This is a genomic window from Acidithiobacillus sp., assembly GCF_027322205.1.
In the GTDB taxonomy this organism is placed as follows: Bacteria; Pseudomonadota; Gammaproteobacteria; order Acidithiobacillales; family Acidithiobacillaceae; genus Acidithiobacillus.
Map to the genome: position 1 here is coordinate 1 of NZ_DAHVHY010000052.1, position 13,907 is coordinate 13,907.

Genomic DNA, 13,907 nt, shown 5'->3' on the forward strand with positions numbered 1-13,907 from the left:
CTGAGGTTAGCCCTGGGTTAGCCCGGAAAAAAGGAGGCACCTAGAAAAACTCTCTAAGTGACTGTTTTATATGGTGCTGGCGACCGGAATCGAACCGATGACCCACTGATTACAAATCAGTAGCTCTACCGACTGAGCTACGCCAGCAAGACGCGCAGTTTAACGCGAGGCGGGCGGTGTTTTCAAATCCAGCGGAGCCTGATGGTGGCGGTGCAACCCGATCCAGAGCAGCGCACCAGGCAGACTGGTCAGCACGACGGTGAAGCCCAGCAAAAGTGAGAGCGCCAGGGCCTGTTCATGCCCCATATGCAGGTAAGACAGGTAAAACACCATCAACCCTTCACGCAGTCCCCAGCCCGCAAAAGAGATAGGCAAGGCCAGAAAAAGACTGATCACCGGCCAGACCACCCAGACCGCCACGGCGTCGGGGGCTTCACCCAGGGCACGGGCGAGCAGCCAGAAAGTCAGGATGGAAAATAATTGCACCACAAAGGAGAGCACAATGGTGCCACCGAGGGCCAGACGATGGCGCAGCAGCGCGCCCATACCGAGACGAATGTCGTGCAGCTTTTCACCCAGTTTACCCGCAAATTTTTCCAAAAAATTGAGCAGCGGGCTCAGTATCAAAAATACAATCAGGGCGTAGGCAAAGACCAGAATCCCGATCGTCCAGCCCATCTGCGGCAACAATCCCACCCGCGCACCGCCCAGCACAAAGGCCACGGCAGCAATGGCGATGAGCGCCCCCAAACCCATGAAGCGGTCTCCGAACACTGCGGCCAGCGCCAGCGGCATGGAGTGGGTCTGATGGCGGGTGTACCATGCACGGATCACGTCACCGGACACAGAACCCGGCAGTACCTGATTGAAATAGGCACCCACCCAGTTCAGCCGCAACAGCCAGAGCATGGGTGCGGAGCGCTCCATTGCCATGAGAATAATGCGCCAGCGTATGGCAGACACCGACAGATTCATGGCGTAGGACAACACGGCCGCGACAAACCACAACGGGCGCAGCGCCGCAAAACGCTGACCCAGTTCCTGCCAATTGGTGTTGTGCAGGAGCCAAAACAGAATGCCGACCGTAAAGACGATCTGCAGCAGCAGTTGCCAATGGGTATGACGTTTTTTGTTTTCTTGGGACATATTCAGTTTTTGCAGTCAAGACTGGCAGCGACTCTATGCCAGATGGGGTCATCATGACAAACACCCTCATCCCTCCCCAGCCAATGCCGCAAGCTCGCGATGAAATACGGCCACCTTATCCAGCGTCTCCTGATATTCCGCATCCGGATCGGAATCCGCGACGATGCCGCCCCCCGCCCAGAAGCGCAGTTCCCCCTGAACCGCCGTCATACTGCGAATGGCAATATTCATATCTAGGCCGCCACGCTGGTCCAAATAACCAATACTCCCGCAATACAGGCCACGCGCCCCGGCTTCCAGTTCCGCGATGATTTCCATGGCGCGACGCTTCGGTGCGCCGGTAATGGACCCTCCCGGAAAGCAGGCCTCCAGCGCACTCAAGGCGTCCTGCCCCGGTGCCAACCGCGCCTCCACCACGCTGACCAGATGATGAACGTGGGCGTAAGATTCGAGCGCGCAGAGTTGTGGCGCCTGCACTGAGCCGGTCGCCGCCACCCGCCCCAGATCGTTGCGCAACAGATCGACAATCATCACGTTCTCGGCGCGATCCTTGGGGCTGGCCAAAAGTGCCTGCGCCATCTGCTGGTCTTCCTGCGGATCCTCCAGACGCGGACGTGTCCCTTTGATGGGCCGGACCTGCAAACGATCTTTTTGAACCCGCAGCAGCCGTTCCGGGGAGAAACTCAGCACCTCTCCCTGGGGCAGGGACAAATATGCCGAAAAAGGCGCCGGGTTGACCGTCCGCAGACGCTGGTAAAGCGACCATGGCGATCCTGCGTAAGGGACGGCAAAGGGTTGGGCCAGATTCACCTGATAGCAGTCACCCGCCTGAATATAGTCCTGCACCCGGCCAAAGGCTGCGGCATAGTCCCCGCGACTCCAGAGCGGCCGTACCGACCCCTGCACCTGAAAAGACGGATCGGGAGAATATGTCGTCGCGCAAGCCAGGCGTGGCTGCCACTCCGCGAGTACCTGCACCATCCGGTCTTCGGGCGCACAAAGCCAGGCCTTGCGCCCATGATGATCGACCAGCAGCGCCGTATCGTAGATACCGAAGGCCGCTTCGGGAAGAGACTGTGTAGGCGGCGGCGGAATACCCTGCCCCGCCAGACCAAAATCATAGGCCAGATAACCCAGCGCCCCGCCCGCAAACGGCAATTCTGCGGACAGAGAAGCGGCATCGGGAAGCCTCGCCACTGACTCGCGCAAGGCCTCCCAGAGCGAAAGCGCCGAGCGCCGCGCGGGACCATCCCCATCGACCATCCAAAGCCGCCCCGCCTCTTGCCACAGACGCTGGCGCGGTGCCGTCACCAGTATGCTGTAACGCCCCTGCAGGGACATCGTCGCGCTACTATCCAGAAAGAAGGACCAGGGCGTTGAGGCGAGCGGCGCAAACACCGTGGCGACATTCTCAGGATAGGGCACCACACATTGGGTCAGTACGGGGTGAGGCATAAGCAGCGCGGAGTCCACTGAAACGGGAGCATCAGCATAAGGGAGAAGCGTGATTTTGCCCATTCCCGGATGCGGCTTTGGGGCACATCACCGCGGGATTCTTCCTTGACGACTGACCGAGCGGTCAGTATCTTGTGGTCTTACCGTCACGACAGGGTCATTCCCATGCGCGCAGATCGTCTCTCCCCACGTCTTTCGCTTATCATGGCGGTATTGATTCTGGGCGCGACGCCCGCCTGGGCGGAAAGCCTCATTGAGGCCTATCAACAGGCCTACCAGACGGACCCGACACTGGCTCGAGCCCGCGCCGAACTGTCGGCTCAGATGCAGGACAAGCCTCTCGCCCGTTCCGCCCTGCTCCCCCATGTGGGTGCCGGTGCCGGTGTCGGCTTTAACACCGCCGACATCACCGGCTTTGGAGCGGAACCCATCAATCGCGCCTACCTGTCGGACAGCTACAGCGTCAACATTACCCAATCCGTTTTTGACGGTCAGGCATGGACAGCGCTCAGGCAAGCCGGCACCAAAATTCAGGCTAGCGCGGCAGCCCTCACCTATACCGAACAGCAACTGGCCCTGCAGGTGGCTCAAGCTTACTTTGGCGTACTGGAGGCGCAGGCCCAGAAGCACATTGCCGAAAAACAGAAATCGTTGCTCGAAAGCATTTATAAACAGACGGAAGCCACCCTGAAAATTGGTACTGGAGATATCATTGCCGTACGTGAAGCACAAGCCCGCCTTGATGCCGCCGAAGCCGATCTCATCAAGGCCCGCAATGGGATCGCCATTGCTCAACGCCGCCTGCAACGACTCACCCATCATCCCATCGGCATGCTCGACAACCTGGGGCATTATGAGGCCATGGGTCCACGACCGGACGATATGAATAGCTGGGTGCAGAGCGCCGTCAAAGATCAACCGCTGATGCATCAGGCGGTAGCGCAGTTGCATACCGCGCAGGATCAGGTCGAATACAGCCGTCGTGCGCGCTGGCCGGTGGTGAATCTTCAGGGTATCGCACAACACTCCCTGGGTAGCCCTTTCCCCGGCATGGCCATCAATCAGGCCGGGGTGAGCCTCAACCTCTCCGTACCCTTCTATCAGGGCGGACACACCTCTGCCTCCGTACAACAGGCGCAGGCGCAGACTATCGCCAGTGTTGATCACGTCGCCAATGTCCGCGATGAAGTCACGCTCAATACCCAGACCGCCTTCCTCAATCTTAAGGACAGCGTGGCCCAATTGCGCGCCGCCAAGGAGACCGCTGCCTCAGCTAAAATTTCCCTGGAAGGCACGCGCAAAGGCTATGAGGTAGGTACCCGCTCCATCATCGACCTGCTGCAGACGGCTACAGATTACATCCGCGCCGAACAGAACTACAATGTGGCATTCTACAGTCAGGTAATAGCGCGGGTACAGCTTAAGGCCGCCTCTGGTCAGATCAATATGGCGGACCTCGAAGCCATCAATGCCTTGCTGAACAGGAACACAAATCCGTAGTCCACCAACCTGGGAGTATATGACGCATGGCTATTGCCCCAAAAAAGATGGTCATTGCCGCAGTAGTCATTCTCGCCATCGGTGCCGGAGTAGCCTATTGGGAAACCCACCCTGCCGCGCCCACCGATCAGGTCACACTCTATGGCAATGTGGACATCCGTCAGGTACAGGCCGCTTTTGATGACAGTGGACGTATACTGCGTCTCAATGTGCAGGAGGGTGAGCACGTCCACAAAGACCAGTTGCTGGCGGAACTCGACCCGGCTCGCTTTCAGGATGCGGTGGACCGCGATCAGGCCATCGTAGCCGCGCAGAAACAGGTGTTGGGCCGCCTGCTGGCAGGTTCCCGTCCCGAAGAAATCGCCCAGACCCGAGCGAACACTGCTGCCGCGCAGGCCGCCCTGGCCAATGCGGAAATCACTTGGCACCGGCAGCAGGCACTGGCTGCCGGGCAATATGTGCCCAGGCAGAGCGTCGACAATGCCACTGCCGCCCTCAAGACGGCCCGGGCCAATCTGGATCATGCCCAACAGGCCCTAACCCTGGCCATCAAGGGTCCGCGCAAAGAAGACATTGCCGCTGCCCGCAGCCAACTCGTCGCCGAGCAGGCCGCCCTGCATCTGGCGCAACGCGAACTGACAGACACCAAACTCTTCGCGCCGCAAGAGGGGGTGGTGCAGGACCGCATTCTCGAAGCGGGGGATATAGCCAGTCCACAGGTGCCCGTTTTTACCCTCGCATTGGACAATCCCGTCTGGGTACGTGCTTATCTGCCGGAGAAATCGCTGGGGCAGGTGCGGCTCGGCATGCGGGCCGATATCGACAGCGACTCGTTTCCAGGCAAGCATTTTGCGGGGTGGGTGGGCTTCATTTCGCCCACCGCCGAGTTCACCCCCAAGACCGTACAAACCACGGAACTGCGCACCGAACTGGTGTATCGGGTGCGCGTCTATGCCTGTAATCCCCGGCACCAGTTGCGCCTGGGCATGCCCGTGACGGTGCAGATTCCGCTCCGAAATAACCCACCACAGAATCGGAACACGAACGCCTGCGGACACTGAGCCATGGTCGACACACCCCTGCGTTTCAGTCAGGTCAGCAAAAGCTTCGCCCGCGGCAAAGACCGGGTGCAGGCTTTGAGCAATCTGGATCTGAGTCTCCCCTCCGGCTCCATCACCGGCCTCCTGGGACCCGACGGCGCCGGCAAGACCACGCTGATGCGTCTTGCCACCGGGCTGCTGATTCCCGACAGCGGCACGATATCCGTCCTCGGCGCCGATACCCGTCGGCGGGCGAGACAGGTGCAGGCCGCCATCGGTTATATGCCGCAGCGCTTTGGTCTTTATGAAGATCTCACGGTACAGGAGAATCTCGACCTGTACGCCGATTTGCAGGGATTAACGCCGGTGGCGGCAGCCGCCCGCCAGCGGGAACTGCTCAAACTCACCGCACTCGGCCCCTTTGGTGCCCGGCGCGCCGGAGCGCTGTCCGGCGGCATGAAACAAAAGCTCGGCGTCGCTTGCGCCCTGCTGCGTGCCCCGCAACTGCTCCTCCTGGACGAGCCGACGGTGGGCGTCGATCCCATTGCCCGCCGCGAACTCTGGGAGATTATCCAGGGACTCAAGAAACAGGGCGTCACGGTGCTCATGAGCACCGCCTATTTTGACGAAGCGGAGCGCTGTGACGAAATCATTCTGCTGCATCAGGGCAAGCTCCTGAAAAAGGACAGCCCCGCGGCCTTCCATCAGCCGCTGAACGGGCGCTGCTTCCTGGTCACCCAGGCAGCGATGAGCAAGCGCCACCTGCGGGAAACCCTGCAACACCGGCCCGGCGTTCAGGACGCCCGCATTCTCGCCGAAGGCGTGCGCGTGCTCTGCCGGGATACCCGGCCCCATGCCGTGGCGGGAGAAAACTGGCAGGTTGCCGCACCCACCTTTGAGGATGCCTTTGTCGATTTGCTAGGTGCCCCCAAAGACCCGGATACCGAAATCACACCAGACTCTCCGCCCACCGCCCTGCCCACGGACCGGGAAGCGGAAACCACCGTGGTGGAAGTGCGCGACTTATGCAAATTCTACGGCAAATTCGAGGCGGTTAAAGGCAACACCTTCACCGTTCGCAAAGGCCAGATATTTGGCCTGCTGGGCGCCAACGGCGCGGGTAAGACCACCACCTTTCGCATGCTCTGCGGCCTGCTCCCGGCTTCTTCCGGCACCCTGCAGATTGCCGGAGTAGATATGCGCCATGCCACCGCCCAGGCCCGGGGCCGCATCGGCTATGTCGCCCAGAAATTTGCCCTGTATGGCAACCTCAGCGCTGACCAGAACCTGGCCTTCTTCTCGGCCGCCTACGGGCTGCGCGGCAAGGCGCGGCAAACGCGTCTGGACTGGGCGCGACGGGAATTCCAGTTGGCCTACTATCGCCATGTCAATGTCGATGACCTGCCCCTCGGGATCAAGCAGCGCCTGGCTCTGGCCTGTGCCCTCCTGCACGAGCCGCCTATTCTCTTCCTGGACGAACCCACCTCTGGGGTGGACCCCCTCGCCCGCCGCGAATTCTGGCAGCGCATCAATGCCCTGGCCGAAGGCGGGGTGACGGTGCTGATCACCACCCATTTCATGGACGAGGCCGAATATTGCGACCAACTCGTCCTGATGTCTCTGGGCGAAGTGCTGGCCCAAGGCAGCCCCCAGGAAATTCGGGATCAGGCCAAAGATGCGGCGCACCCCGAGCCGAGTATGGAAGAGGCGTTCATCCATCTCATTCAGGAACACGAAAGCCAGACCCGGAGGGCATCATGAAGCTCCAGCGCCTGCGCGGCCTGATTCGCAAGGAGTTCATCCAGATCTGGCGCGACCCTTCCGCCATCGCCATCGCTTTCTTCATGCCGGTGTTTCTGCTTTTTCTTTTTGGCTACGGCGTGTCTCTGGATGCGCGCCATGTGCCGGTGGCCGTGGTGGTGGACCAGCCCAGTGCGGAAACCAGCGCCTTTATCGGCGGGCTGCAGCAGTCAACTTACTTCACGCCACAGCTCTACGGCAGTATTCAAGCCGCACGACGGGCGGTGATGGCGCGCCGGGCCGACGGCATTCTCTGGCTGCGCGGCAACTTCAGCCGTCAGGTGTTGCAGGGGGACACCGCCAGCATCGGGGTGTTCGTCAACGGTGAGGATGCCAATAATGCCCGCATTTTGCAGGGTTACCTGCAGGGTGTCTGGCAAGGTTGGCTGCAACAACGCGCCGCCAGCGCCGGGGCCGCGCTGGTCATACCGGTCACCGGTCAGGACCGTATCTGGTTCAATCCGGCACTACGCAGCCGCGATTATCTGGTGCCGGGGCTCATTGCCGTGATCATGACCCTCATCGGCGCCCTGCTGACGGCGCTGGTGGTGGCCCGGGAATGGGAGCGCGGCACCATGGAAGCCCTCATGGCGAGTCCGGTAACCATGGGGGAGATTCTCCTCGGCAAGCTCATCCCCTATTTCTTTCTCGGCATGGGCGGCATGCTCCTGTCGGTAGCGCTGGCGGTCTGGCTCTTCGCCGTCCCTCTGGTGGGCAGCTTCTGGGTCCTGCTGCTCTGCTCCTCGCTCTTTTTACTGGCGGCACTGGGCATGGGACTGCTGATCTCCAGCGCCGCCCACAATCAGTTCGTGGCCGGTCAAATCGCCATTATCGTGACCTTCCTGCCGGCCTTTATCCTCTCGGGCTTTATCTTCGACATCCAGTCCATGCCCACGGCTATCCAGGTCATCACCCATATCGTGGCCGCCCGCTACTTCGTCACTATTCTGCAGACCCTCTTCCTCGCCGGTGACGTCTGGCCCGTTATTCTCTGGAACAGTCTGGCCCTGGCGCTCATGGCGACCTTCTTTCTCGGCGTCACCCTGCGCCGTTCCCGCAAGAGGCTGGACTGATGCTGACGCGACTCTGGGCTTTGGTGATCAAAGAATTCCTCGCTCTGCTGCGGGACAAGAAAAGCCGCTTCGTGCTGATCGGCCCGCCTCTGATTCAGTTGCTGGTCTTCGGCTATGCCGCGACTTTCGATCTCAACCATATCCCCTACGCAATCTACAATCAGGATTCCGGTTTTGCCTCCCGGGAGTTATTAGGCCGTTTTCAAGGCTCCCCCGCCTTTCGGCAGGTGGCGACCATTACCCATAATGCCCAGATCGCACCCCTGATCAATAATCAGAACGCGTTGCTGGTGCTGCAAATCGGCCCGAACTTCACCCGCGATCTGCTGCTGCATCACCCGGCATCCGTGCAGGTCATCATTGACGGTCGCAACTCCAACAGCGCCACCCTGGCCCTCAATTACGTCAACAGTGTCATCCTGTCTTTCGACACCCACTGGGCCGCCACCCACCATTGGGGCAAGCCTCCGGCACAACTGGTGGTTCGCTCCTGGTTCAACCCTAATCTGTTATCCCGCTGGTTTATCGTGCCGGGCATCGTCGCTCTACTGACCCTGGTCGTCACCCTGCTGGTGACCGGGTTGTCCGTAGCGCGGGAGCGCGAGCAGGGTACCTTCGATCAGTTGCTCGTCACCCCGCTGAGTCCCCTGGAAATTCTCCTGGGCAAGGCGCTGCCCGGCTTCATCATTGGCGCGCTGGAAGGCGCTTTTATCATCCTCGCGGGGGTTTTCTGGTTTCAGGTACCCTTCATCGGCAGCATCCTGGCGCTGGCGCTGGGCATGGCGCTGTTCCTGCTTGCCGCCATCGGCATCGGGCTGATGATCTCATCGCTCGCCGTCACCCAGCAGCAGGGTCTGCTGGGGGTATTCCTCTTTCTGGTGCCCGCCATCATTCTCTCCGGCTTCGCCACCCCCATCGCCAACATGCCGAAATTGGTGCAGGATCTCACCTATATCAACCCCATGCGCTACTTCCTGGTGATCGTGCGCGGGGTTTTTCTGGAGGGCGATGGCTTTCACGAACTCTGGTCACAATACTGGCCGCTGGCCCTGATTGCCCTGGGCTCCATGACCGCCGCAGCCTGGCTGTTCCGCCACCGGATGCAGTGAATCCGGGGGGACGCGGCCCTCTTCAGGCCCCGATGCGCAAGGGGATGCGCTTGCGCCCGAAACGCCCCGGCTTGGCTTCGAAATGCCCGGCAATACCGTGGCCGCAATGGGGACAATGCCCCTCCGGGGTCAGGTGATAAGACAAGATCTGATACCAGTCGCGGACGATCAATGCCGCCCCGCATCCGGGACAAAAAGTGGTATCGCCCTCCTGATCATGCACGTTGCCGGTATAGACGTAATGCAAACCCGTCTCCATGGCCACGCGGCGTGCCCGCACCAGGGTATCTGCCGGTGTGGCGGGCACATCCGGCATCCGATAGTCGGGATGGAAAGCGGAGAAATGCAGCGGTACGTCGGGACCCAGATGCCCCATCATCCACTCCGCCGCCGCACGGATTTCCGCCTCGGAGTCATTATGGCCCGGGATAAGCAACGTGGTGATTTCCAGCCAGGTCTGAGTCTCCTTGACGATATACTCCAGCGTTTCCAGTACGGGGGCGAGATGCGCTCCGGTCAGTTTGAAGTAAAATTCGTCGGTAAAGGCCTTGAGGTCGACATTGGTTGCGTCCATTTTGGCGAAAAACTCCGCCCGCGGCTGCGCGTGGATATAACCGGCGGTAACGGCCACGGTCTTGATGCCGACGGCATGGCAGGCATCCGCCGTATCCATGGCGTATTCGGCAAAAATAACCGGGTCGTTATAGGTAAAGGCCACACTTTTGACATCCAACGACCGGGCGGTTGCCGCGATGCCTGCGGGACTCGCCTGGTCCTGGAGCCGGTCCATCTCGCGGGACTTGGAAATATCCCAGTTCTGGCAGAACTTGCAGGCCAGATTGCAGCCCGCCGTGCCGAAGGAGAGCACACTGCTGCCGGGGTAAAAGTGATTCAGGGGTTTTTTCTCGATGGGGTCAATACAAAAACCCGAGGAGCGGCCATAGGTGGTGAGGACCATGGCATCGCCCTCCCGCATTCGCACGAAACAGGCCCCGCGTTGTCCTTCCTGTAGACGACAGTCGCGCGGACAGAGGTCACACTGAATGCGCCCATCGGCAAGTTTGTGCCAGTAGCGGCCCGGATGCGTTATAAACGTATCCTTATCCATTGCCTTTCCTCCCTGGCATCTGTTCTTCACGCCATTTCTCCACCGTATACCAATACACTTCCATTTCTCCGGCCCAGAAATCTGCAGGCAAACCAGCCTTGCGTTTGAGCGCCCGCAGAAATTCCCGTGGCTGGGGAAGCTCTTCCCACACCTGGGGAAGAAAGGTGCCACGACGCGAACCATAAGTGAGAACCAACCCATGCCGGTGGGGATGAATTTGCGCCAAAAGGCTCTCCTCACTGGCAAAATGCATGCGCTGCAGCGAAGAGAGTAATGAAACTTCCACCCGCACCTGTGACCACTCCGCTACAGCCAGCGGCGGAAAACGCGGGTCCTCGAAGGCCGCCGCCAGGGCATTGGCGCGCAGGTCCACCCCGAGGGGACGGTAGGCTTGCAGACTGCCGATGCAGCCTCGCAAGCCCTGGGGTCCGGTCAGCGTCACAAAAGTCGCACCAGGCTGCTGCGCCCAGTTCGGCACAGCCGCAAACTCAGCGGGCAAACCCAACGCCCCGGTAATCGTAGCACGGGCTACATCGAGCAGGATTCCCCCGGCTTCCGGCGGAAGCCCACCGGTCTTTTCGTCACCTTCATGCATGGTCATGGCTCTCTCCGTAAAAAGCGACTGCGGCATAGCCCACCACCGCATCACGGGACCCCGCCGTATCACCCGAATTACATAAACCCACCAGACGTGGGTGCAGTTGGTGCTTGCGGGCGACCGGGAGAAGGCCATTGATGGGCGTAGCGCCGCAAGCCTGCTCGTGGTCGATGGGCATCGGATCGAAGCGCAATATTTCCTCCACCGTATGGTGGTCTATCGCACGGGCTTCGGCGTAGGGATGATAGTGAGAGAGATCAGAGCTGATAACGATGACCGTCTCCTCGCCGCCCCAGAGCTTTTCCAGAACCTGGGCCACTTCGTCCGGCCGGGCGTCTCCCACCACCAGCGGGACGACGCTGACGTCACCCAGCACCTCCTGGATAAAAGGCAATTGTACTTCCAGGGCATGTTCCTGAGCGTGCGCGACCGGCATTTCCCGGACCTGGGGCAACCCGGCCAGTGCCTCCACCCCCGCCTGATCCACCGCGACGGTACCCAGCGGCGTTTGCATGGCCTGAACACCGGGCAGGGCAAGACCGCGAAATGGCACACGATGTGCCGGCCCCAAAAGCACCACCCGGCGGATGTGCCCCCGCCCCTTGGCCAACAGGGCGTAACCGGAAGCGGCTACCGCTCCCGAGTAGATGTAGCCCGCATGGGGGACAATAATGGACTTGGGCCATGGGGCAGCGGCCGCTTCACCGGCAGCATGTTCAGCCCCGGCCAGCAAACGCTTCACTGCAGCCCGCAAAACGGCAGCCTCGGCAGGATAAAACATGCCGGCCACCGCTGCTGGTCTGACGAGATTCATGAAACGCCCTCCCCGGCCACTTGCTATAGGGCCAACATCTCCATGTCATGCTACATGAGGATGGGAAAGGGTTTTTTCAAGCCAGTGGCAACCACCAGGCGAGTGCCCGCAGAGTCACCAAAAGCACCGCCGGCATATTATTCATCATCGAAGAGAACAACGCCGCCAGAAAGCCCGTACCCAGGGCGGAAGCGACCCGCCCATGAGCGCCAAACCAGTGTAGGGCCTGGGCCACATAGTCCGCCAGCCCGGCATTGCGCAACCCATACACACCAGATACATACCCAGACTGAAAACCATAATTTTCCAGGACGCACCCTGCAAAACCTTACGCACGGAAATCTGGGCGCCGCGTCCACCTTGAAACCAGCGGCCCGCCAGGGCAAGCAGAATCAAGGCACCCGTAACGGTGACCACAGAGACGGGACCTGCCAGCGCGCGGTGACGAAATAGGCGATGAGCAGCAGACCCAGCACCGGAAAACTGGCGCGAAACACCAGATGGTCCCTGATCGCCGTTGTCGGCTCCGGGAGATGCGCCGTGCCGTAATGCTGCGGCAGCACCCGCCGAAAGGCAATCCAGAGCACCAGCAGCGTCGCCACCAGACCCACCAGAACCATCACCAGGGGATAGCGATCAAACGAAATATTGAAATCATTGGCGCTGACGATATTCACCGTCGCCCAGTGGAAAAAGCCCGCTTCATCCAGAATCAGCGAGATGATGATGAGCGCCACAAAGGTAAAAGTGGCATCCCAAATAATGTGCCAGACCACGGGGATATCACTCCAGGTGATGACGCCGGTTGCCAGCACCACACCGCCCATGGCACTCCAGCCAATACTCAGCCCCTTGGGTTGCCAGATCACCAATATCAACGTTGCCAGAAAGATCAGTACCGCCAGCCAGGAGCCCTGAGCCACCCCATTCTACGGGATACATCAATGCCCCCTAAGAATCCCATAACAGCATCCACGCTGCCGGTGCAGCGGAGCAATTATGCTAATCCGGTTTTTTAATATGGCTCAGCATGTTGAGCAAAGTCTTGCGCAGTCGCTCCGCCGCCGTTTGGAGAATACCGATCTCATTCGTTTCCGTCTGTTTTACCGATTGTTCCAATCGCTCCCCCAGAGAAATAGCCCGCAGCCGCCTCGCCAATTCCACTACCGGGGCAAGAATACGCCGCTCGACAAAGTGTTTCAGATTGAGTCCGATCAAGAGAAATACTAAAGCACTTAAAGCCAAAGAGGCACCAAGCGTAATCGCTGCGATGCGTAGCGTGTTTGTTACATTGTAACCAAATACAGCAAGACCCAGAGGTTTCTTATCATATCCCGTCAGAGGAATCACAAAGAGATGGTAAAACTCACCATTCTTAAACATAGCAATGCTAGTGTAATTCGCATGTAATACATTGGGATGCTTGGCAATATATTCCTGAAAGTCTGGAGAACTGACATAGCTGAAAACATTGTCTCCCACTGCCTTGCCCTGAAACTTATTCGATGGAGTGACGCCGTGATGGATCAAGATGGCTATGCGGCTCCCTGGAATATCGTGCAATATGCGACCATATAACGAAGCAATAGGCAGACTGACTTGGGCAACCCCGATCGCATTGCCGTTATTAGAAAGCACAGGCGCAACGCCATTTACAGAATAACCAACAATCTTCAGCAAGCCTAGATCAGCCACCGGCAAACCAGTTTTCATTACCTCAGAAATATCTGGGCGTGGAAGTATATGATCGCCATAAAATGTTGGTTTATTTGCTCGATACAATACGTGCTGGTTGGCGATGAACACTACGATGGCATGGCCATATTGTGCCTTGAGAGCGCGATACAAGCTATCGGACTCCGCGCCAAGTTGGGTACGTTGACTTGCGGAAGGCGCTGTAGCAAAAGCAGCCACCACGCCTGGATTGCCTGCCAGAGCACTGGCGGCGCCAAGGACCTGCTGCGCATAAACCGCTGTTAGCTGATGAAATTCATTGTGTATGGCGGAAAGCTCCTGATTTTCCGCCTGGCGGATCAGCAGGTACTGTCCCAATGCGAGAATGCCAAGCACCAACACAGCATTCAGCAGTACTGCAGGAATGAAGTGCCGTAAAAATTCCCGAGTCAACGTATTTTCGCGCGCCATCTGATTCTCCATCCAAAAACATGCTCAATCATGATCAAGAAATATCTGGGAAAACGTATCGTCATCAAGTCCATAGCGCCCGCGCTTTGCGGTTGGTGGCGGTGGTGGTGGTGGCGGTG

Annotated in this window: 13 protein-coding genes and 1 tRNA gene; 5 read left to right on the forward strand and 9 right to left on the reverse strand. The window is 59.4% G+C overall.

Features of this window, described 5'->3' with window-relative positions; translation table 11 throughout:
* Positions 1–71 precede the first annotated feature (71 nt).
* From M7F93_RS08560 to pabB, 3 genes are all read right to left on the reverse strand, one after another.
* Positions 72–147, reverse strand: a tRNA-Thr gene (locus M7F93_RS08560).
* A gap of 12 nt (positions 148–159) precedes the next feature.
* Positions 160–1,146 carry a lysylphosphatidylglycerol synthase transmembrane domain-containing protein gene (locus tag M7F93_RS08565; RefSeq protein ID WP_298171969.1) on the reverse strand — a complete coding sequence of 329 codons (987 nt, stop codon included), beginning with the start codon at positions 1,144–1,146 and terminating at the stop codon, positions 160–162.
* A gap of 66 nt (positions 1,147–1,212) precedes the next feature.
* Positions 1,213–2,601 (reverse strand): aminodeoxychorismate synthase component I, encoded by a 1,389-nt coding sequence (pabB, locus tag M7F93_RS08570; RefSeq protein WP_298171971.1) that lies wholly within the window; start codon positions 2,599–2,601, stop codon positions 1,213–1,215.
* A 165-nt stretch (positions 2,602–2,766) separates the two neighbouring features.
* Here pabB and M7F93_RS08575 point away from each other — a divergent pair, with 165 nt between their 5' ends.
* The 5 genes from M7F93_RS08575 to M7F93_RS08595 are packed head-to-tail and all read left to right on the forward strand — an operon-like array spanning position 2,767 to position 9,123.
* Positions 2,767–4,101: a TolC family outer membrane protein gene (locus tag M7F93_RS08575; protein ID WP_298171974.1), complete on the forward strand. Its 1,335-nt coding sequence runs from the start codon at positions 2,767–2,769 to the stop codon at positions 4,099–4,101.
* 26 nt (positions 4,102–4,127) lie between these two features.
* Positions 4,128–5,162 carry an efflux RND transporter periplasmic adaptor subunit gene (locus tag M7F93_RS08580; protein WP_298171976.1) on the forward strand — a complete coding sequence of 345 codons (1,035 nt, stop codon included), beginning with the start codon at positions 4,128–4,130 and terminating at the stop codon, positions 5,160–5,162.
* 3 nt (positions 5,163–5,165) lie between these two features.
* On the forward strand, positions 5,166–6,902 hold the full coding sequence (locus tag M7F93_RS08585) for an ATP-binding cassette domain-containing protein (RefSeq protein ID WP_298171979.1): 1,737 nt from the start codon (positions 5,166–5,168) through the stop codon (positions 6,900–6,902).
* A complete protein-coding gene (locus tag M7F93_RS08590; protein WP_298171982.1) occupies positions 6,899–8,014 on the forward strand; it encodes an ABC transporter permease in 1,116 nt (371 codons plus the stop codon). Before M7F93_RS08585 ends, M7F93_RS08590 begins: the two co-directional genes overlap by 4 nt.
* Complete coding sequence (locus M7F93_RS08595; RefSeq protein ID WP_298171985.1) at positions 8,014–9,123, forward strand: ABC transporter permease; 1,110 nt, start codon at positions 8,014–8,016, stop codon at positions 9,121–9,123. The genes M7F93_RS08590 and M7F93_RS08595 overlap by 1 nt, the downstream gene beginning before the upstream one ends.
* 22 nt (positions 9,124–9,145) lie before the next feature.
* On the opposite strand, the gene amrS is transcribed toward M7F93_RS08595, so the two are convergent.
* The 6 genes from amrS to M7F93_RS08625 all read right to left on the reverse strand — a co-directional run bounded on the left by amrS (position 9,146) and on the right by M7F93_RS08625 (position 13,788).
* Complete coding sequence (gene amrS, locus M7F93_RS08600) at positions 9,146–10,231, reverse strand: AmmeMemoRadiSam system radical SAM enzyme (RefSeq protein ID WP_298171988.1); 1,086 nt, start codon at positions 10,229–10,231, stop codon at positions 9,146–9,148.
* The gene (gene amrA, locus M7F93_RS08605) at positions 10,224–10,832 is read right to left on the reverse strand and encodes an AmmeMemoRadiSam system protein A (RefSeq protein WP_298171991.1); all 609 of its coding nucleotides are present in this window, start codon (positions 10,830–10,832) and stop codon (positions 10,224–10,226) included. Before amrA ends, amrS begins: the two co-directional genes overlap by 8 nt.
* A complete protein-coding gene (gene amrB / locus M7F93_RS08610; RefSeq protein ID WP_298171994.1) occupies positions 10,819–11,643 on the reverse strand; it encodes an AmmeMemoRadiSam system protein B in 825 nt (274 codons plus the stop codon). The genes amrA and amrB overlap by 14 nt, the downstream gene beginning before the upstream one ends.
* A 76-nt stretch (positions 11,644–11,719) precedes the next feature.
* A complete protein-coding gene (locus M7F93_RS08615; protein ID WP_298171997.1) occupies positions 11,720–11,914 on the reverse strand; it encodes an ArsB/NhaD family transporter in 195 nt (64 codons plus the stop codon).
* Positions 11,915–12,035: 121 nt separating this feature from the next.
* Entirely contained in the window at positions 12,036–12,566 is a 531-nt protein-coding gene (locus tag M7F93_RS08620) for an ArsB/NhaD family transporter (protein ID WP_298172000.1), read from the reverse strand.
* Between the two features lie 79 nt (positions 12,567–12,645).
* Positions 12,646–13,788: a hypothetical protein gene (locus M7F93_RS08625; RefSeq protein ID WP_298172003.1), complete on the reverse strand. Its 1,143-nt coding sequence runs from the start codon at positions 13,786–13,788 to the stop codon at positions 12,646–12,648.
* Positions 13,789–13,907 lie beyond the last annotated feature (119 nt).